We start from the raw sequence: 20,702 nt of genomic DNA on the forward strand, positions 1-20,702 counted from the left end.
TCCTTTCTATTCTCACACCTTCTCCGCCAGTTCTTCCCATTCTAGCATAGCTTCTTCTTGGGCAGCGGTCAGTTGGTCGATTTGCTGCTGGCTTTCCATGAGTTCGGCGGCGTCATTGGTTGCCTGCATGGCTTTCTGAAGCTGACTGATCTGACTGTCCAAATCCTCGATTTGCGCTTCCAATTGCTCTAGGCGGCGGGCCAGCCGGCGCTGTTCTTTCTGGTTTTCCTTTTGAAGCTGATAGTCATTGGCAGGTGCTGGCTTGTCAGGACTGGCTTGCTCCGTCTCCTCACGCAAGGCTTCCTGCTCTGCCTTTTTCTCCAGATAGTAGTCATAATCACCAAGATAAAGGGTGGAGCCTGTCTCAGAGAGCTCGATGATCTGGGTGGCCACGCGATTGATAAAGTAACGGTCGTGGCTGACAAAGAGCAGGGTGCCGTCAAAGTCAATCAGGGCATTTTCCAGAACTTCCTTGCTGTCAATATCTAGGTGGTTGGTCGGCTCATCTAGGATGAGGAAGTTGTTGTTTTCCATAGACAGCTTGGCTAGAAGCAGCCGCGCCCGCTCTCCACCCGATAGCATGCCGACAGACTTCTTGACATCGTCTCCCGAGAAGAGGAAAGCGCCTAAGCGATTGCGAATCTCGACCTCTGGTGTCAGCTTGAAGTCATTCCATAGCTCATCGAGAACCGTATTGCTAGCAGTCAGTTTGCTCTGGGTCTGGTCATAGTAGCCCACTTCCACATTAGCTCCCAGCTGCTCCTTGCCTCTGATGAAGGGCACTTGCCCGATTAGTGATTTAATCAAGGTCGTCTTTCCAATCCCATTTGGTCCGACGATAGCTACCGCATTAAACTTGCGAATGTCAAGGTTAATTGGCTCCGACAGGACTTCCTCGCCATAGCCAATAGCTGCATCCTCCAAAGTCAGGACGACATTTCCAGAAACCTTATCGGATTTGAAGGTCATAGTAGCCGAGCGGCTGCCGGTCTCCGGTCTGTCCAAACGCTCCATCTTTTCCAGCTGCTTACGACGGGACTGAGCCCGCTTGGTTGTGGAAGCCCGAACCAGATTGCGATTGACAAAGTCCTCCAGCGCAGCGATTTCTTTCTGCTGCTTTTCATAGTTCTTGGCTTCAGTGGCCAGCTTCTGCTCCTTTTGGACCACGAAGCTAGAGTAATTGCCCACATAGCGATCCAAGGAATGCTTGGTCAAGTCCAGCGTGATAGTCGCAACCTTGTCTAGAAAATAGCGGTCGTGGCTGACGATAATCAGGGCACCGCTGTAGTTGACTAAGTAAGTCTCCAGCCAGGCAATGGTCTCGATATCCAAGTGGTTGGTCGGCTCGTCCAGTACCAACAACTCTGGCTTTTCCAAAAGCATCTTGGCCAGAGCCAGACGGGTATTCTGCCCGCCCGAAAGCTCAGAAATCTTCATCTGCCACATGGACTGGTCAAACTTAAAACCATTCAAAATCGCTCGAATATCGGCCTCGTAGGTAAAACCACCTTTCTGGCGAAAGTCCTCTGACAGCTGGTCATACTGAGTCATGAGTGCAGTCAGGGCTTCCCCCGACAATTCTCCCATTTGCAGCTCCATCTGCCGCAAGCGCTTCTCTTGCTGGCGCAGACTATCAAAGACCAGCAGCATCTCGTCGTAGATAGTATTCTCCGACTCAAAGCGGCTGTCCTGAGCCAGATAGGACAGGGACAGGTCTCGTTTTTTATTGATCTGACCAGAAGTAGGCTCTTCCTCGCCCACTAAAATCTTGAGCAGGGTTGACTTCCCGGCTCCATTTTTACCGACTAGGGCAATCCGATCGCCCTCATCCACCTGCAGGTTAATATTGTCAAAAAGAAGCTCCCCTGCAAAAGAGCGCTCAATCTTGCTTGCTTGTAAAATAATCATAAGACCATTATAGCAGATTTCCAGAAGCACAGCTATCAGAATTCAAGAGAAAGAGAACTCAGCTCCCCAAAAGAAAAAAGACAGCCATACCAGACTGTCTTACATAAAACTATTGAGAATAGATTGATTCTGCAAAATCAGATAAATTCCCAGCAGAATCAAAACCGCAAAGACAACAAATTTAATCATTCCCTTAATCAGACGAATAACCAGAAGGATAATCATGGACCCGACTAGCCACATAAAGGCGGAATTGTGAAAAAATCCCTGAACTGCCTCAATATTCTGGCCGAAGAAGACCTGAATGGGCGCCGGAACATGATTTTCCCAAGCCGCTGTCACTCCTAGCTGGTTGGCAATCTCATTGCCGCTTTTCCATAGCCAGACAAAGATTCCTGAGTTAAAAACAAAGAGAAAAACTTGCTCTGGAAAGTGTCGAATCAAGTAAAAAATAGATTTTAACATAGGCTTACGATTGATACAAGTCTTTTACAGCCTGGATATCTGTCGGCTGGATACTGTAAAATGAGCCTGCTGACTGCATCACTGATTCCTCCTCATTATGGTCTAATCCGATAGCATGGCCCAATTCGTGCGCTGCTGTATTGACAATCCGCTCATGAGAATAAGCATAGCGACTGTCTAGCAGGTAGTAACTATTAAGGCGAACCGTGACATGGGTAAACCGCTTGGTTAAGAGATTGGTCTGCGACTCAGCTTCACCAGCTGCACTGACGTTGCCATCGTTCATCTCCGTTGCAACAATATCCGCCTTGTCTTTGTCGTTGATGATTTGAAAGGTGAAGGCACCTGTTTGATTCCAAGAATCAATAGCCTCCTTATAGGCTGAACGGAAGGTTTCATTATTTGTATCGATATAAATCGTGGCGCTTGGCTGATCCCAACGAGCCCCTGTTGTTGCATGCTCATCTGTCAGCTGATCTGTTTGCGTCTCCTCACTGCTATGAAGGCCCGTGGAAATGCCTTGGTGATTTAAAAATTGATCCACTCTGCCAACAGCTGTCTGAACAGCCTGCGTCAGTCCCTCTGTACCCGGTTTTGTTGAAGTGGTAAAATAGAAAATTCCGACAATAACCATAAAGCTCAGGACAAAGGACCAGGCAAGTCCCCATACCACACGTCCAATCAGACGCATGAGGAAACGGATGCATTTAAAAATAAGTCCCATCGCAACCTCCTTTACTAGATTGTAAGAGAACGTTGATTTTACCACCGCTTTCTTAAAAAAGACTGAAAAATTCGCCTTCTTTCTATTCTATTAGAATAAAAGAAAATGACTACAAATCTGCAACCATTTCTTTTCATACTGTTGAATACTCTTTGCAAATCCATTTTTGAGTATAAAATTAAGAACCCGTCTCCTGACTGACCCTGCCACTATTATAGTCCAGGCGAATCCCTTTTTGCACATTCGGAATAAAGACATTAAATTCCAAACTACCATCGCTAGATTTGGCCTCTAAATGTGACCCAACCGGTACTAAATCAGTCTCCGTGGCATAAATCAAGGTTACCCGGTAGCGCACTCGCTTGTTCTTATCAAGGGCCTTACGGATCTTTGTCTCATAGTAATTCTGCCCTGTCGAATCCGCTTCATTGGCTTGGTTAGACCAAGCTGTCTGCACAGCAATATTGGCAGGATTGCTAGTAGAAGCATCAAAGCCCTTCAAACCACCAATCAGCGAATAGGCCAAGAGATGTCCTCTGTCCACAGCATGATTGTACTCACCAGGGAGGTTCTTGAGTTGATGCCAGCCTGCCGGTACCCATGAAGTGTTGGCATTTCCAGTTTCTTCCCGTTTTTTGTACTGGCGGGTAGACTTGGATAAAAAGGCATTCGCCACTGTCGGAAGTGGTTGCCCTTGTACAAGCTTGGTCTTATTGTCAGCGTAGGGTTTGCTAGAAATCCCCGCATCCAAGTCTGTCCTATTCCCATTCACAATAAAGGCACCAGCTCCATTCCATTCAATGCTGCCTTTGAGCTGAGCTCGGACAGCATCCGTCAGAACGCTCTCAGCCAATTCCTGGCTAGGGGTGCCCTGATCTTGGACTTGCCCAACTCTGATTTCTGAATTTGGATTTTGAAGTGGCTGCTGACCTTCCTGTCCCCAGAAATAGCCAGCCAGAGCTAAAATCAAGGCTAGAGTCAGCCCAGCCCAGCCTTGCAGGCTCTTAGAATTCCTTTTCTGACTAGTCTTTCTTTTCATCTTCTTTCTTTCAACTTAGCAAACTGGATTCATTTCAGCTAGTCTTTTCGACTAGGAGCTAGTTTCCAGTAAACTTCCCGATTAATTCTTGCCAGGTTTCTGGTGAAAAAACTGATCCCTTACCGTTTCCGATAATGTTATAGCCAATCATCAGAGACACGAAAAAGAGAATCACTGCTACCAGGAGAACCAACAGAACAAGGCCAATTTGCCGACCTAAATATTTTAGATTTTCACTCATCGTCTTCTTCCTTTACACGCTTCACTTTGGCTCCCAAGGCTGCCAATTTCTCATGGAATTTATAGTAGCCTCGGTCTAAGTGTACCAGCTTGCTGACCTTAGTCTCGCCTTCAGCAATCAAGCCCATCAGAATCAAAGTCGCACTGGCCCGAAGGTCAGTTGACATGACTTCAGCTCCCTGCAAGCTGCCGCCGCCCCAGATACGAGCTGTATCACGCATGATATCAGAGTGCAGCCCCATCCGACGCATTTCCTCCAGATGCTGGAAGCGGTTCTCAAAGACAGTCTCAATCATCGTAGACTCGCCCTTGGCCATAGCCATGAGCGCCGTAAACTGAGCCTGCATGTCGGTAGGGAAGCCCGGATAAGGAAGGGTCTTGACCGCAACCGGTCTGAGCTTCGAAACATCGGAACGAATCCGAATCCCTTCATCTTCCTCTGTCACTTCCACTCCCATTTCCTGCATTTTGGAAAGCAGGGGACGGTTGTGCTCCCAAATGGCATCCTCAATCAGCAAGTCACCGCTGGTCATAGCTGCAGCAACCATAAAAGTTCCTGCTTCGATACGGTCTTGAACCACATTATGCTTGGCCCCGCGTAGCTGATCCACTCCGACAATAGTCAGAGTCTCTGTACCCGCTCCTCTGACCTTGGCTCCCATTTCATTTAAAAAGAGGGCTAGGTCAACGATTTCAGGCTCCCGAGCAGCATTTTCAATCACTGTGGTGCCTTGAGCCAGCGTTGCAGCCATCATGATGTTTTGCGTTGCTCCCACACTAGGAAAGTCCATGTAAATATGAGCACCTTTAAGCCGCTCTGCTTTGGCTTCGATATAACCTGCTGTCTGGGTAATCTGAGCTCCCATAGCTTCTAAGCCCTTCAGGTGCAAGTCAATAGGCCGACTGCCAATCGTACAGCCACCTGGCATAGAAACTTTAGCATGCCCATTGCGAGCCAGGACTGGACCCAAAACAACGATAGACGCCCGCATTTTGCTGACGTATTTATATGGCGCCTCCTCTGACAGAGGTTGAGTGGCGTCCACAACAACTGTATTTTCCTCCTGATTAAAATCCACCTGAGTGTTTAAACCGCGGACCACATTGTTCATGGTAAAGACATCAGACAAGACCGGAACATTTTTCAAAACAGACTGGCCCTCACTAGCCAAGACTGTCGCTGCCAAGAGAGGCAGCACCGCATTTTTTGCTCCTTCAATCTTGACCTTTCCGACCAAGCGATTATCTCCACCTTGAATAATAATTTTTTCCATACCGATTCCTTACTCTAAATTTTTAAAATCATCCATACTATCATACCATAAAATCAAAAATATGACCTTATAAAGTACCATTAAAAATCGCCCGGCTCATATCGTAAATACCAATGAAGAAAAGGCTGACTAAATAGCCCAAGGCAATGCTAAACAAGAGAATCAAAAAGCGAATCTTCATCGCATTATCGGCATTGACCTTGAAAAACCTCTCCCACTCAACAACTGTTGACAGCAGATGAAAGGTAAAGAAAATAAAGAGCAAATGACTGCATAATTTAAAAATAACTTCTACCATAACTTTTATTATACCACAAGACTCCAGTCAGGGACGAACTAAATAGTCCCCCTTTTTCTTTGGAAAAGAAAACTGAGACATTTCTGCCTCAGTTTTGCGTATTCAGTTTGTATTCATGAAAGCATCTTACCAGATGACGAATGACTTCCATCAATCTAGACAAAATAGCTTCTTATAATCTTGTTCCGACATTGATCCGGTTGATCGCCCGTTGCAGGGCAATCTTAGCCCGGCGTTCTTGGTCAATCAAATGCTTATCATGTGCTTCTTCAATTTCTTGCTCAGCTCGGAGCTTAGCCCGCTCAGCCCGACTAATGTCGATATCTCGCTCACGCTCAGCTGAGTCCGCCACAATGGTAATGACATTATCTGCAATTTCAATGATTCCGCCATTAACCGCAATCCAATCGATATGCTTGTCATCATCAACCCGACGTACCTTGACCTGATCTACTTCTAAAACAGCGATGGTATTGATGTGGCGGGGTAAAATCCCCAGCTCACCATCAATGGTCTTTACGGAAACAAATGCAGCATGGTGATCATAAATAAGACCATCCGGTGTCACGATTTGTACTGTCATTTGAGCCATCATTCACCTCTTAGAATCCCATTTTCTCAGCCTTGGCCAATACATCCTCGATGGACCCTACACCACGGAAGGCATCTTCCGGCAGCTTATCGTGCTTACCTTCAAGGATTTCCTTGAAGCCACGAACCGTTTCAGCTACTGGTACATAAGAACCTGGCTGGCCAGTAAACTGCTCTGCCACATTGAAATTTTGTGACAGGAAGAACTGGATCCGACGCGCACGTGCAACCAGAGTCTTCTCATCGTCAGACAACTCATCCATACCAAGGATAGCAATGATATCCTGCAATTCATGATAACGTTGCAGAACCCGCTTAACCTCTGCAGCTACTGCATAGTGCTCTTCTCCGACAATCTCTGGTGAAAGGGCACGAGAGCTGGAAGCCAATGGATCCACGGCTGGATAAATCCCCAGCTGAACCAATTTCCGTTCTAGGTTGGTCGTAGAGTCCAAGTGAGCAAAAGCTGTCGCTGGCGCAGGGTCAGTATAGTCATCCGCTGGCACATAGATAGCCTGAATGGAAGTAACGGAACCTTTCTTGGTTGAGGTAATCCGTTCTTGTAACTGTCCCATTTCTGTCGCAAGTGTTGGTTGGTAACCAACGGCTGACGGCATGCGGCCCAAAAGGGCAGACACTTCCGAACCAGCCTGCGTAAAGCGGAAGATGTTGTCAATAAAGAGCAGCACGTCCTGACCTTCCACATCACGGAAATATTCCGCGATAGTCAGTCCGGTAAGAGCAACCCGCATCCGAGCTCCTGGCGGTTCATTCATCTGACCGAAGACCATAGCGGTCTTTTCGATAACGCCAGACTCTTTCATTTCCCAGTAGAGGTCATTCCCCTCACGTGTTCGTTCACCAACACCCGTAAAGACAGAAATCCCACCGTGCTCTTGAGCGATATTGTGAATCAATTCCTGAATCAGGACTGTCTTCCCAACTCCGGCACCGCCAAAGAGTCCAACCTTCCCACCTTTCAAATAAGGAGCTAGAAGGTCGATAACCTTGATCCCTGTTTCCAGGATTTCTGATGAAGTCGATAGTTCATCAAAGGTCGGTGCCTTCTTATGAATCGGCTGGCGCTCTGCATCCTCTGCAAAAGGCGCATCCAAGTCAATAGTGTCTCCTAGGACATTGAACACCCGGCCCAGAGTTTCCTTGCCGACCGGCACAGAAATCGGACGACCAGTATCCAAGACCTCCAAACCACGCGTCAAACCATCGGTCGACTCCATGGCAATGGTCCGCACCACACCGTCACCAAGCTCAAGAGCTACTTCAAGGACGATTTTTGATTTTTTCTCATCATTTTTATAGACTACAAGTGCATTATTTATCTCAGGTAGTTTGTCTCCGGCAGCAAACGCAACGTCTACGACCGGCCCGATAACCTGAGCAATTTTGCCTGAGCTCATGTTTTTTCCCTCGTTTAATTTCTAATTCATTTGTGGCCTTATTCTAGGGCACTTGCACCCGCCACGATTTCAGTAATTTCCTGCGTAATGGCTGCCTGCCGAGCGCGGTTGTACTGAATAGTCAAATCACTGATGACCTTTTTAGCATTGTCTGTCGCTGTCTGCATAGCAGTCATACCGGCAGCATTTTCAGCCGTCTTGGCATCAATAATGGCACCGTAAATCATGCTCTCTGCAAACTGGGGCAGCAGTTGGTCCAAGATAGAATCCCGACTGGACTCCAGTTCCAGATTCAGCGTATAATCTTCATCAGCTTCATTAGGGTCCAAGTCAATGATTGGCAGCATCTGCTCCACCCGCATCTGACTGGTCAGACTGTTGACATGGTGGTTATAGCAGACATAGAGCTCATCAAAGAGCTCATTCTGATACATCTCAATGGTCTTGCTAATGATTTTACGGACCTCATCAAAGCTAGGCTGGTCGGCTAGACCACGCAGCTCATAAACGGGCTGAATCCCCCGAGCTCGGAAGAAATCAGCACCAACACTTCCGATACAGATGACTTCAAAGTCCTCTCCTGTCGGATGGTACTCAGCTTTCAGCTCCATCAAAGCCTTGAGAATGGTCGCATTATAGCCACCTACCAGCCCGCGGTCAGAAGTAATGACGATATAGGCTGATTTCTTGACTGGCCGACTGATTAACATCGAATGATGACGGGCATTTTCTGCCTCGTGGCCATGCAGCATATCCGTAACTAGCTTACGCACTTTCTGGGCATAGACCTGAAAGTTCTTAGCTGCTTCCTCAGACTTTCCCAGCTTAGCAGCAGAAACCATCTGCATGGCATTGGTGATTTGACTGGTGTTTTTCGTGGATGCAATTTTATTTTTAATATCATTTAATGAAACTGCCATCTGACACCTCTATTCTTATTTGAAGCTAGACTGGTCAATAAACTCAGTAATGGCAGCATCCAAGACTTCCTCACTTGGAAGGTCTTTCGTTGTTCGAATGGTTTCATAAATGCTTTCTTGATGTGCATCAAAGTAGGCAAATAATTCTGACTCAAAGCGCAAAATATCATCTACTGGCACACTGTCTAGGAAACCATGGGTCAAAGCATAGAGAATCACCACCTGCTTTTCAACCGGCAGCGGCTCATGAATTGGCTGTTTCAAGACTTCTACAGTCCTGCGGCCACGATTGAGCTTGGCCTGCGTTGCCGCATCCAAATCACTACCAAACTTAGTAAAGGCCTCAAGCTCCCGATAAGAAGCCAGGTCGATACGCAGGGTTCCAGCTACTTTCTTCATAGCTTTGATTTGGGCAGAGCCCCCAACCCGTGATACAGAAGAACCTGCATCAATGGCTGGACGTACCCCAGCATTGAACAGGCTGTCGCTGAGGAAAATTTGTCCATCAGTGATTGAAATCACATTGGTCGCGATATAGGCTGAAATGTCTCCCGCCTGCGTTTCAATAAATGGCAGAGCTGTAATCGAACCACCGCCCAGCTCATCAGAAACCTTGGCTGAACGTTCCAAGAGACGGCTATGCAGGTAGAAAACATCTCCAGGAAAGGCCTCACGACCTGGCGGACGGCGGAGCAAGAGGGACAGTTCACGATAGGCCACCGCCTGCTTGGACAAGTCATCATAGACAATCAAAACATGCTTACCATTATACATGAACTCTTCTGCCATCGCTACACCAGCATAAGGCGCTAGGAAAAGCAAAGGCGACGGCTGTGAAGCAGAGGCTGTCACGACAATCGTATAGTCCAAAGCACCATACTGACGGAGCGTTTCTACCTGCGTACGGACTGTAGATTCTTTCTGACCAATCGCCACATAGATACAAATCATATCCTGACCTTTCTGGTTCAGGATGGCATCAATGGCAATGGTCGTCTTCCCAGTCTGACGGTCCCCGATAATCAGCTCCCGCTGGCCGCGGCCAATTGGAACCAAGGCATCAATAGCCTTGAGACCTGTCTGCAAAGGCTCAGATACTGACTTACGCTGCATGACACCCGGAGCTGGTGTTTCAACCGGACGTGTCTTGTCCGTGACAATGTCACCCAGTCCATCAACAGGACGACCCAGCGGATCAACAACCCGCCCAATCAAGGACTCGCCCACAGGAACTTCCATGATTTTGCCAGTCCGGCGAATGGTATCTCCCTCACGAATGTCTGTAAAGTCTCCCAAGATGATAATCCCAACATCGGTCGACTCTAGATTTTGCGCCATACCATAAGAGCCATTTTCAAAGATTAAGAGCTCTCCGCTCATAGCCTTATCCAGTCCATGAGCGCGCGCGATTCCATCACCAATATAAGTGACGACCCCTGTTTCTGTGACGTCAAAATTTGGCTGGAAATTTTCAATTTGTTGCTTAATTAAAGCGCTGATTTCTTGTGCGTTAATCGCCAAAATTCACACCACTTTCTATTTCAATTTTTCTTTTACGACTTGCAATTGACGTTTTATGCTTGCATCAATTGTTTTGTTATTGGCAGAGATGACAAAGCCGCCAATCAAGCTGCTGTCCAATTCTTCCTTGAGCGAGCGGACTTTTAGGCCCATCTTCTGCTCAATAATCGGTCGAATCTTCTCCTTCTGACTGGCTGTCAAAGGCTGAACAGAGCGCAGCGTCACCTCAAACTCATTGCTGATCTTTTCAAGCTGGTGCTGACTCTCCAGCACGATCTCATAAAAGAGGTCCTCGCGATGATTGAGAATGACAATTTCAATCAGATTATCAAGCAGCTGGGAGCCTGAGTTTTGAAAGAGCCGCAGACTCTTTTCTTTCTCGTGGTCACTAATACCGATATGTGACAAAAAGTCAGCAAGGCCGGTCTCCGCGAAAACAGCCTTAATCTGACTCAGTTTTTCAAAAACATCTTCTTGCTGACCTTTTTCAAAGACCGTCTGAACAAAAGGCAAAGCATATTTCTCAATGATTGCATATTGCTTCTTATCCATCAGGCATCTCCTAACTGTTTGATATAGCGGTCAATGAGCTCGCTTTGAGCTTCCTTATCCAGCTCCTGGCTCAGAATCTTACTGGCCAGAGTCACAGTCAAATCAGCTACTTCTCCTTTGATGCTGCTCATAGCCTCTGCCTTGTTTTGGGCAATTTCCTGATTGGCTTTAGCCTTCAAGCGCCCTGCTTCTTCTGCTGCATTAGCTAGGATTCCAGCCTTATTCTTCTCAGCTGTCTCCTTAGCAGTCTCAACGATAGAAACTGCTTCGACCCGACTGCCTGCCAGAGCTTCCTCACGCTTTTGCGCCAAGTCTTCAGCTTTCTTACGGGCCGCTTCCGCACCGTCAATATCGTCTGAAATCTTTTGAGCACGCTGATCTAAAATCCCGATAATATTGCCCCAGGCAAACTTCTTAATGAGAAATACTAAAAGAAGAAAGGAGCCGGCAATCAAGATAAAGTTGCCAATAATTTCACCTACGGTTATATTCATTTTATCTATCCTTTCTTTTTATTCTACCTCACCATTAATCTTTTTACCAAGATACATAGATGTTAGCATGGTAAAAACATAGGCTTGGATACAGGAAATAAAGATGGAAAAACCAGTCCAAACCATGTTCATAATAAAGGCAATCGGATACCAATACGCTGCTTGATGTGCCCAAGTCAAGAGCAAACCAGCCAATACTTCACCTGCAAAAATATTCCCATAAATCCGCAAGGCTAGCGAAGCAAAATTGGTAAATTCTTCCAAGATATTCATGGGTGTCATGATACCTGGAGTCACAAAACCTTTTAGATATCCTTTTATACCTTGACGACGGACTCCTTCGACATGACAGAATACCGTCACCAAAAGAGAGAAGCCTAGGTCAAAAGCGAGATTGGCTGTCGGCGATGTCCAGAGATTGAAACCATTAGTTGTCTGAACCTTAGCCATTAATCCCAAGTTATTCGCCACAGCTACGAAAAGAAAGAGGGAGAATAGAAAAAGCGAGTAATTCTTCATATAATGCTCGCCAACGTTTCCCTTGGTAAAATCAATGACAAAATCATAGATATATTCCAAAGCATTCTGCTTTCTTGACGGCTTAATCGTCATCTTTCGACTTGCCCAATAAACAAGTCCAAAAGTTACAAACACCGTCAGCAGAGTCATGGCCAGCAGGGTCAAATCAAAGGTCACAGGACCGACATTGATAGTTGGATTGATACTTTCTTCCAACAGATGACACCCCCTTTTCTAAAGAGAATTCTTTCTTATTTGATAACAAAGGACATAGCCAGCGTTACAAAGAAAGTACCTTCAACAAAGGCTACTCCCAAGATTAGGAGGCTTCGCAATTGACCGATAATTTCTGGCTGACGAGCTGCTGCCTTAAATAGATTACTCATAATCAAACCTTCAGCAATTGATACGCCCAAGCAGGCCAAACAAAGTCCTAAATATGTTAAATTCATGATGACTTCTCCTTTATATTTTAAAATTTACTTCCTTAGTTTACTCCTAAAATATCGAATAGTCAATCTTTTGCCACCATTGTAAGCGTTTTTTATTTCTTTCTTTTGATTTATACATTTTCCTGTCAAAACAATTGAATTATTATTGATATACAAACTATTCTGCTATATAAATAAGAAGAAAGTGATTAAAATTTCACTTATTTCATATGTTTTTTAAAGAAAAAAGAGCAAAATGATTATTTGCTCTTGATTTTTCTATAGTTATGGATGGCTGACAATCAGCTGCATATCTCCAGACAAGGTCCATTCTGTGACATCGCTTGGCAGGATGAAATGCTCCCCTTTTTCGAGCGGGTAAACAGCTCCATCAACTTCTAGCTCACCGATACCTTCCAAGACACTGACCAAGCTATAATCTGCTGTCTTTTTAAAATTGACTGAACCGGCAATATCCCACTTGTAAACAGCAAAGAAGTCATTGGCCACCAAAAGAGTAGAAGTCAAACTATCTGCCTGAATGGTAACAGGACGGTTATTGGCTGGCTCACCGATAGTCAGAACGTCAATCGACTGCTCCAAATGCAGCTCACGAAGATTGCCAGCATCGTCCTTGCGATCAAAGTCATAAACACGATAGGTTGTGTCACTGGACTGCTGAGTTTCCAAAATCAGAATCCCTGAGCCAATGGCATGCATGGTGCCACTTGGTACATAGAAGAAATCGCCAGCCTTAACTGGGATTTTAGTCAGGAGATGGTTCCAGTCCTTGCTCTCAATCTGCTGGCGCAGCTCTTCCTTACTCTTGGCATTATGACCATAAATAATCTCTGCTCCTTCGTCTGCAGCAATGACATACCAGCATTCAGTCTTACCAAGCTCCCCTTCGTGCTCCAGTCCATAGGCATCATCAGGATGGACCTGAACACTGAGCCAGTCATTGGCATCTAAAATCTTCGTCAAAAGCGGAAAGACAGGTTCTGGACGATTGCCAAAAAGCTCCCGGTGTTCGGCATAGAGCGCATCTAACTTCTGACCGGCAAAGCGTCCGTTCTTGACGATTGACACACCATTAGGATGAGCCGAAATAGCCCAGTACTCCCCTACATGGTCGCTGGGAATCTCATAGCCAAAGACATCGCGCAGCTTGGTGCCGCCCCAAATCTTCTCCTGCATCACAGACTGTAGAAATAATGGTTCTGACATAGTAGACTCCTTAAATATTTTTTACATCCAGCAAGGAATAGCCCTTGGTGTCGAAACGGTTGTTGCTGCTTCTATTATAATATAGCTGGAGGTTCTTTGTCTACTCTCTGCCGAAAACAGGTCCTTTATAATAAAAAGAGTAAAGCTCCCCAACAAATGCCGCAAAGATAACCGACCAGCACATCCTTTGGATAGTGCACTCCGCCAATCACGCGCACTAGGGCCAGCCCTGCCGAAAGCAAGAGGCAGATTAGCCCCGGCAACCAGAAAAAGTAAAGTAGGCACATGGAAATCACTGTCGCCGAAAAGACGTGGCGGCTGGGCATGGACTTGCCTGAAGTATCCTTGGCCAACAAGGGCTGAATTGGCCATTTCTCGTAAGGGCGTGCTTGATTCAGCCATTTGCGAATAGCTGACAAGAGACCAAATCCGATAGCTGGTAAGAAGAAAAAAGTAAGCAACCCTTTCCAGCCTTCTGTCAGAAAGGCGCTGAGCAGAACGAGACCATAAACGATAGGTATGAACAAGGTCATTCCCCTATTGAAGTAAACCAGCCCTTTCAGCCACTGAGGGCGACTGCGAAAGGGAGCCGTTAATTGTTGATAAAAAATTGTGTAATCTTTCATGCATGCTTACCCTGCTTTTCTAAAAGTTGGACTCTCATACTTTCTCTACTATAGCATATTTCTAGACAAGATGGTAGATAGATAGCAAAAGAGACTGAGACCCAAGCCCCAATCTCTTATTGTCCATGTTTTCTGAAGAGTATTATTTCTCCAAGTTCCAGATTTCCTTGGCATATTGCTCAATGGTATCATCTGAAGTGAACTTGTCAGATGTCGCGATGTTGATCAAACTCATGCGGGCCCATTTTTCTTTGTCACGATAGAGAGTATCAATCTTCTCTTGAGCTTCTACATAGGCATGGAAGTCTTCCAAGAGGAAGTATTCATCATTGTGGGTGATGAGGGCTTCGTAGATTTCTGAGCCTTCTTCACGGACGTTTGGAATAGTGCCGTTGACAAAGGTATCGACTACTCGACGAATGTCTGGATTGCTCTCATAGACACCGCGTGAGTAGTAATCATGGAGGGCATAGTGCTCGTAAACTTGGTCCTTGTCCATCCCGAAGATGACAATGTTGTCGTCACCAACCTCGTCCTTGATTTCGATATTGGCTCCGTCCAGAGTAGCCAAGGTAATGGCACCTGTCATCATGAACTTCATGTTGGAAGTACCAGAAGCTTCCTTGGAAGCCAGAGAAATCTGCTCTGATACATCCGCAGCTGGAATGATGAGCTCAGCCAGGCTGACGCGGTAGTTTTCCAAGAAGACAACCTTGAGTTTTCCTTGCAGGCTTTCATCCTTGTTGACCAGATTGGCCACTTCATTGATCAGCTTAATGACCGACTTGGCAAAGTGGTAGCCTGGAGCAGCCTTGGCACCGAAGATAAAGACGCGCGGCACCATATCCTTATCAGGATTGTCCTTGAGGTCCCAGTAAAGCTTGATGATATGCAGCAGGTTGAGGAGCTGACGCTTGTAGGCGTGGAGGCGTTTCACCTGCACATCAAAGATGGCTTCTGTAGAAACTTCTACTCCTGTTGATTCCTTGATGAAGTCAGCTAGACGAGCCTTGGCTTCTTGCTTCACCCGATAGAAATTGCCCAGCACTTGCTTGTCATCTTTGAATTCCAAAAGCTTACGCAGCTCATGGATATCACTTCTCCAACCCTGACCAATCAGCTTATCAATCTCAGCCGATAAAGGCTCATCCGCAATTTGCAGCCAGCGGCGCTGGATAATCCCGTTGGTCTTGTTATTAAACTTCTCTGGGTAAATGCTGTAGAAATCACGCAAGGTGTCTTCTTTGAGCAGTTCGGTGTGGAGTTTGGCAACACCATTGATTGAATGACCGCCAATGATCGCCAAGTGGGCCATGTGGATTTGATTATCTTTGACAATCCGAGTATTTTCAATGACCTGCGGATCAAGGCCACGTCCAGCCATTTCAGCTACATAGCGATTGTCAATTTCTAGAATAATCTGATAAACCCGCGGCAAGACATTCTTAAAGAGCTCTGCATCCCATTTTTCCAAGGCTTCAGACAGAATGGTATGGTTGGTGTAGCTCATGGTTTTAACTGTAGCATTCCAAGCATCTGCCCATTCCAAATCATATTCATCCATCAAGAGACGCATAAATTCAGCCGGTGCGACAGCTGGGTGGGTATCGTTGATATGGACTGAGACCTTCTCATGAATATCCTTGAGCGGACGACCTTGCTTGAGGTAGGATTTGATAATGGTCTGCAGACCTGAACTGGTCATGAAGTATTCCTGGATCAAGCGCAGCTCTTTTCCTTCGTAGCTAGAGTCGTCTGGATAGAGAATAGCAGTGATATCTTGCACCCGGCGACGAGCTTCAATGGTCGGGTAGTCCAGTTCATGCTCCTCTGGAATTTCAACATCCCAAAGCCGGAGATTGTTGACATTGTCATTGCCAAAGCCAATCTGCGGCACATCGTAAGGAACGGCCCGCAAGATTTTGGAATTCTCATAAAGAGGCACAATCCGGCCCTTTTCATTGGCGTGGAGGGAAACATTTCCGAAGATTTTAACATCAACAATATCATGGTCCTTGCGCGTCTCCCAGACATTGCCCAGACTGCCAAACCAAGCATCAGGAATTTCTACCTGATAGCCATCTACGATGCGTTGCTTAAAGAGTCCATAGCGATAGCGAATCCCATTTCCAAATCCTGGATAGCCAGTGGTTGCAAGCGAGTCCATGAAGGCAGCCGCCAAGCGGCCCAGACCGCCATTTCCCAAGGCCATGTCATACTCAGCATTCTTAACATCCTCAAAGTCAACGCCCAACTCGGCAAAGCCTTCCTTAACCGTATCGAGGATACCTAAGTTGAGCAGATTGGTTTCCAGCATGCGTCCTGGTAAGAACTCGATAGAAAAGTAATAAGCTGTCTTTTGCTGCTGCTCAATCAACTGATTGCGACGCTCCAGCCACAGGGGCGTGATATACTTACGGACAGTGCTAGCCAAAGCCTGAAAAAGCTCCACTGAAGTCGCATCAGCAACCTTAATCAGCTGTCTTTCATGTAGAATATCCTTAAAATCTCGAATAAAACTTTCTTTTGTCAGTTCCATGGTGGGTGGTTATCTCCCTTTCTTAATAGCGGGAAACAGTTTTTAAACGCAGGAATACTTTTTTTCAATCAAGATGAGAAGTACTCGCTTCAGCCACAAGCTAAAAACAGAGCTCCAAAACAGTATGATAATATATAAAAATGTAATTCTCACGGAAATCCTCCCTTGTCCCATGGACAAGAGAGGATTTGTTTACACTGATTCCGAAGTAAATGTTATAGAAGTGATTGATATAAATCACTGTAAGCCTGGCTGGCTGTATCCCAAGAGAAGTCTCTCTCCATGGCTTGCTCTTGCAGAGATTTCCAAGCTTCCTTGTCATCCACATAGAGCTTGAGGGCCTCCTTGAAGGTCCAAGTCAGCCAGTAGCCAGAAAAGTTATTGAAGCTAAAGCCAGTTCCCTGTCCTGTATAGGCATTGTAAGGCTCCACGGTATCACGCAAACCGCCCACTTCGTGCACCAAAGGCAAGGTTCCGTAGCGCATAGCCATCATTTGTGACAGTCCACAAGGCTCGAAGCGGCTTGGCATGAGGAAAATATCGCTGGCAGCGTAAATCTCCTGAGCCAAGGTTACATCAAAGAGAATGTTAGCTGAAAGCTTTTCAGGATAAGCATGGGCAAACCAAGCGAAAGCCTGCTCAAAAGCTGGATCGCCTGTTCCCAAGAGGATAATCTGCACATCTTCCTGGAGGAGATTATGCAGCTCTTCCACTACCAAGTCAAAGCCTTTCTGACGGGTCAGACGGGAAACAATCCCAACTACCGGCACATCGTCACGCACAGGCAGACCAACCCGTTCTTGCAAAGCCCGCTTGTTTTCTAGTTTACCAGATAAGTCAGATTTGTCAAAGTGATGGGCTAATAGCGGATCCGTTTCTGGATTATAGATATCTGTATCTATACCGTTGACAATTCCGACCAACTTACCGGACTCCATCCGCAGGATTTGATCCAAATTACAACCAAATTCTGGTGTACGTATTTCGCCTGCATAGCTTGGTGATACAGTCGTCACTCGATCCGCATAGAGAATACCAGCCTTCATCCAATTGAGACAGTCATTCCAACGTAGGGTGCCATCTGCATAGCGCTCATAGCCCACTCCAAACAGTTCCCAAAGCATGCTGTCAGGAAATTGACCTTGGAACTCCAGATTATGGATGGTCAAGACAGTCTTGATATTCTGATATGCTTGAATCCAATGGTATTTTTCTTTAACCAAGAAAGGAATCATAGCTGTATGATAATCGTGAACATGCAGAACATCTGGAATAAAATCAATCCGCTCCATCAGCTCTACGGCTGCTAACTGGAAGTAAGCAAAGCGCTCACCATCATCAAAATCCCCGTAAACATGACCGCGGAAGAAATAATGCTGATTGTCAATAAAATAGAAGGACACACCATTCAAGACCAGTCGCTTGACCCCAACGTATTGGCGACGCCAGCCAACGCTGACTTCAAAATAGAAAAGGTCTTCCACTTGGTCGCCAAATTTGGCATGGGTCATGTCATAGTAAGGCAGAATAACACCAACTTCATGGCCAGCCTTGACCAGTGATTTGGGGAGAGCGCCGATAACGTCTCCCAAACCACCTGTCTTAGAAAATGGGGCTCCTTCTGCTGCTGCAAATAAAATCTTCATCGAATTATGTCCTCTGTAACTTTTTGGCTCTTCTTGACTACGATTGGGTCTTCTGCAGTTCCGCGAATCACCACTCCTTCGCCAATTTCAACACCCTTGTCCACAATCGCGTACTCGACAGTTGCATTTTCTCCAACTTTCACTCGAGGGAAGAGAACACTGGATTTAACACTGCTTCCAGTCTTAATCTTGGTATTCCGTGAAATCACAGAATCGATGACCTCACCTTCCACAATGCTTCCTGACGCAAACTGGGAGCGAGATACTTTTGAAGACTCAGCATAGTAAGTTGGCTCTTCATTCTTAACCTTGGTGTAAATCTTTTGGTTCGGACTGAAGAGAGAGTAGAATTTCTTACTTTCAAGCATATCGATATTGGATCTGTAGTAGGTCTCTACAGAATAGATATTCGCCAGATAGCCTGTATATTCGTAGGCAAATGCCCCTTCCTGAGTTGCTAAATCACGCAAGACATAGCGCAGTTTTTGCGGATGCTCTTTCTTAGCTTCTTCTTCCAGTTTTTCAATCAGCCATGGAGTATCTACCACAAAGATGTCTGTGGACATATTGAAGAGCTCAGCATCTTCTCGGCCATCAAAGAGTTTATGCCCTCTAACATGGTCCGTTTCGTCAATATCTAGGACAGCATTCACATCCGAAATATTTTCCTTATGCAATTTCTTATAGACAACTGTAATAGGCTGCTCTGTTGTATTGTGCAAGTGGAAAACTTGATTGAGGTCAATATTAACCAGGATATCGCAGTTAAGTGCAACCGTTTGGTTGGAACCGGAACGTTTCAGGTAGGTCAAAAGCTGATCATAGTATTCCTCACCGACTGTAGAACTTTCTACACGGGTATTGTAGATTCCCAAGTAATAGTGGCTGAGCAAGGTAGACAGACCCCACTCACGACCAGAACGAATATGGTCAAAAACAGAGCTGATATTGTCCTGCTGGAAGATACCAAAGACACTGCGGATACCAGCATTGGCAAGACTTGAAAGCGGGAAGTCAATCAAGCGGTATTTCCCACCGAATGGCAAGCTGGCTACTGGACGATGATTTGTCAGAGTTGACATATCATGGAAGCCGACTGTGTTTCCTAAAATTGCTGAGTATTTATCAATCTTCATCTTTTGGTACCCCCACTTTCTCGTTGTATCCGACAACATATACTTCCTCTGTACCATCAATCTCTACACCATCAGAGATGATAGCACCTTCGCCGATAATGGCCCGCTTGATCTTAGCATCTTTGCCAATTACAGCTCCACTCATAATGACAGAGTCTTCAATGACTGCGCCCTTTTTGACTTGAGCACCAGTAGAAAGAATAGAGTGTTTTACTGTACCGTCAACGAAACAGCCATCAACGACCAGCGAATCTTCTACATGGGAATTTTCACTGATGAAGTTTGGCGGAGAAATCAAGTTGCGAGAATAAATCTTCCAGCGACGATTGCGGCTATCCAGAGCATTTTCTGGGCTGATGTATTCCATGTTGGCTTCCCAGAGAGACTCTACTGTACCAACGTCTTTCCAATAGCCTGCAAAGTCATAAGCATAAACGCTTTCGCCAGATTCAAGATAGTTAGGGATAACATTCTTACCAAAGTCAGACATATCTACATTGCTCTTTTCAGCAGCTACCAGCATATTGCGCAGACGCTGCCAGTCAAAGATGTAAATCCCCATAGAAGCCTTGGTTGACTTAGGATGTTCTGGTTTTTCTTCAAATTCAACAATCCGATTATTAGCATCTGTATTCATGATACCAAAACGGCTGGCTTCTTTGAGAGGCACATCCAAAACAGCTACTGTCAAGCTGGCATTGTTGTCCTTGTGAGATTGAAGCATGTCATCGTAGTCCATCTTATAGATATGGTCCCCAGACAAAATCAGGACATATTCAGGATTAATGCTGTCGATATAGTCGATATTTTGATAAATCGCATGGCTAGTACCTTCAAACCAGCGATTTCCTTCGCTCGCAGAATAAGGCTGAAGAATGGACACGCCTGAGTTAATACCATCAAGCCCCCAGCTAGAACCATTTCCGATGTGACTGTTCAGAGCTAATGGCTGGTATTGAGTAATGACACCGACATTGTGAATACCGGAGTTGGCACAGTTAGACAAGGCGAAGTCAATAATACGATAGCGGCCGCCAAACTGTACCGCAGGTTTTGCGATACTCTGTGTGAGCTTTCCAAGACGAGTTCCTTGCCCGCCGGCAAGAATCAAAGCTAGCATTTCATTCTTCATAG

The 20,702-nt window shown here is 45.9% G+C and carries 21 protein-coding genes; all 21 read right to left on the reverse strand.

The genetic code is table 11. The features are described from left to right. Positions 1-12: 12 nt before the first annotated feature. The 21 genes from MFP28_RS07775 to MFP28_RS07875 all read right to left on the reverse strand — a co-directional run bounded on the left by MFP28_RS07775 (position 13) and on the right by MFP28_RS07875 (position 20,700). Entirely contained in the window at positions 13-1,908 is a 1,896-nt protein-coding gene (locus tag MFP28_RS07775) for an ABC-F family ATP-binding cassette domain-containing protein (protein WP_032916272.1), read from the reverse strand. 99 nt (positions 1,909-2,007) lie between these two features. Beyond that, entirely contained in the window at positions 2,008-2,373 is a 366-nt protein-coding gene (locus MFP28_RS07780; RefSeq protein WP_002906927.1) for a hypothetical protein, read from the reverse strand. Between the two features lie 4 nt (positions 2,374-2,377). After that, entirely contained in the window at positions 2,378-3,097 is a 720-nt protein-coding gene (locus tag MFP28_RS07785) for a matrixin family metalloprotease (protein WP_002902711.1), read from the reverse strand. A 178-nt stretch (positions 3,098-3,275) separates the two neighbouring features. Next, positions 3,276-4,136, reverse strand: coding sequence for a DNA/RNA non-specific endonuclease (locus MFP28_RS07790; RefSeq protein WP_002906929.1), 861 nt, complete (start codon positions 4,134-4,136; stop codon positions 3,276-3,278). Between the two features lie 58 nt (positions 4,137-4,194). Continuing rightward, positions 4,195-4,377 (reverse strand): DNA-directed RNA polymerase subunit beta, encoded by a 183-nt coding sequence (locus tag MFP28_RS07795; RefSeq protein WP_002895988.1) that lies wholly within the window; start codon positions 4,375-4,377, stop codon positions 4,195-4,197. Beyond that, positions 4,370-5,650 (reverse strand): UDP-N-acetylglucosamine 1-carboxyvinyltransferase, encoded by a 1,281-nt coding sequence (murA, locus tag MFP28_RS07800; protein WP_002897900.1) that lies wholly within the window; start codon positions 5,648-5,650, stop codon positions 4,370-4,372. The genes MFP28_RS07795 and murA overlap by 8 nt, the downstream gene beginning before the upstream one ends. Before the next feature lie 67 nt (positions 5,651-5,717). Next, positions 5,718-5,948 carry a DUF1146 family protein gene (locus MFP28_RS07805; RefSeq protein WP_002906930.1) on the reverse strand — a complete coding sequence of 77 codons (231 nt, stop codon included), beginning with the start codon at positions 5,946-5,948 and terminating at the stop codon, positions 5,718-5,720. Between the two features lie 172 nt (positions 5,949-6,120). Further along, positions 6,121-6,543 (reverse strand): F0F1 ATP synthase subunit epsilon, encoded by a 423-nt coding sequence (locus MFP28_RS07810; RefSeq protein WP_002904155.1) that lies wholly within the window; start codon positions 6,541-6,543, stop codon positions 6,121-6,123. 7 nt (positions 6,544-6,550) lie between these two features. Further along, the gene (atpD, locus tag MFP28_RS07815) at positions 6,551-7,957 is read right to left on the reverse strand and encodes a F0F1 ATP synthase subunit beta (RefSeq protein WP_002895993.1); all 1,407 of its coding nucleotides are present in this window, start codon (positions 7,955-7,957) and stop codon (positions 6,551-6,553) included. Between the two features lie 38 nt (positions 7,958-7,995). Continuing rightward, positions 7,996-8,877 carry a F0F1 ATP synthase subunit gamma gene (locus MFP28_RS07820; protein ID WP_002895995.1) on the reverse strand — a complete coding sequence of 294 codons (882 nt, stop codon included), beginning with the start codon at positions 8,875-8,877 and terminating at the stop codon, positions 7,996-7,998. A gap of 15 nt (positions 8,878-8,892) precedes the next feature. Beyond that, on the reverse strand, positions 8,893-10,398 hold the full coding sequence (gene atpA / locus MFP28_RS07825; protein WP_002906931.1) for a F0F1 ATP synthase subunit alpha: 1,506 nt from the start codon (positions 10,396-10,398) through the stop codon (positions 8,893-8,895). Positions 10,399-10,413: 15 nt separating this feature from the next. After that, positions 10,414-10,950 carry a F0F1 ATP synthase subunit delta gene (locus MFP28_RS07830; protein WP_002904151.1) on the reverse strand — a complete coding sequence of 179 codons (537 nt, stop codon included), beginning with the start codon at positions 10,948-10,950 and terminating at the stop codon, positions 10,414-10,416. After that, positions 10,950-11,444: a F0F1 ATP synthase subunit B gene (gene atpF, locus MFP28_RS07835; protein WP_002906932.1), complete on the reverse strand. Its 495-nt coding sequence runs from the start codon at positions 11,442-11,444 to the stop codon at positions 10,950-10,952. The genes MFP28_RS07830 and atpF overlap by 1 nt, the downstream gene beginning before the upstream one ends. A gap of 18 nt (positions 11,445-11,462) precedes the next feature. Next, on the reverse strand, positions 11,463-12,179 hold the full coding sequence (gene atpB / locus MFP28_RS07840) for a F0F1 ATP synthase subunit A (RefSeq protein ID WP_002906933.1): 717 nt from the start codon (positions 12,177-12,179) through the stop codon (positions 11,463-11,465). Between the two features lie 35 nt (positions 12,180-12,214). Then, entirely contained in the window at positions 12,215-12,415 is a 201-nt protein-coding gene (locus tag MFP28_RS07845; protein WP_002906934.1) for a F0F1 ATP synthase subunit C, read from the reverse strand. 264 nt (positions 12,416-12,679) lie between these two features. After that, positions 12,680-13,621, reverse strand: coding sequence for a mannose-6-phosphate isomerase, class I (manA, locus tag MFP28_RS07850; RefSeq protein WP_002906936.1), 942 nt, complete (start codon positions 13,619-13,621; stop codon positions 12,680-12,682). A 125-nt stretch (positions 13,622-13,746) separates the two neighbouring features. Further along, positions 13,747-14,247 (reverse strand): phosphatase PAP2 family protein, encoded by a 501-nt coding sequence (locus MFP28_RS07855; RefSeq protein ID WP_002906937.1) that lies wholly within the window; start codon positions 14,245-14,247, stop codon positions 13,747-13,749. A gap of 142 nt (positions 14,248-14,389) precedes the next feature. After that, positions 14,390-16,786 (reverse strand): glycogen/starch/alpha-glucan phosphorylase, encoded by a 2,397-nt coding sequence (locus tag MFP28_RS07860; protein WP_002906938.1) that lies wholly within the window; start codon positions 16,784-16,786, stop codon positions 14,390-14,392. A gap of 215 nt (positions 16,787-17,001) precedes the next feature. Further along, entirely contained in the window at positions 17,002-18,432 is a 1,431-nt protein-coding gene (gene glgA, locus MFP28_RS07865) for a glycogen synthase GlgA (RefSeq protein ID WP_002906939.1), read from the reverse strand. Further along, positions 18,429-19,568 carry a glucose-1-phosphate adenylyltransferase subunit GlgD gene (glgD, locus tag MFP28_RS07870; RefSeq protein ID WP_002906940.1) on the reverse strand — a complete coding sequence of 380 codons (1,140 nt, stop codon included), beginning with the start codon at positions 19,566-19,568 and terminating at the stop codon, positions 18,429-18,431. Before glgD ends, glgA begins: the two co-directional genes overlap by 4 nt. Next, positions 19,558-20,700: a glucose-1-phosphate adenylyltransferase gene (locus tag MFP28_RS07875; RefSeq protein ID WP_002897914.1), complete on the reverse strand. Its 1,143-nt coding sequence runs from the start codon at positions 20,698-20,700 to the stop codon at positions 19,558-19,560. Before MFP28_RS07875 ends, glgD begins: the two co-directional genes overlap by 11 nt. Positions 20,701-20,702 lie beyond the last annotated feature (2 nt).

Source organism: Streptococcus sanguinis, from assembly GCF_050234405.1.
GTDB classification, from domain to species: domain Bacteria; phylum Bacillota; class Bacilli; order Lactobacillales; family Streptococcaceae; genus Streptococcus; species Streptococcus sanguinis_W.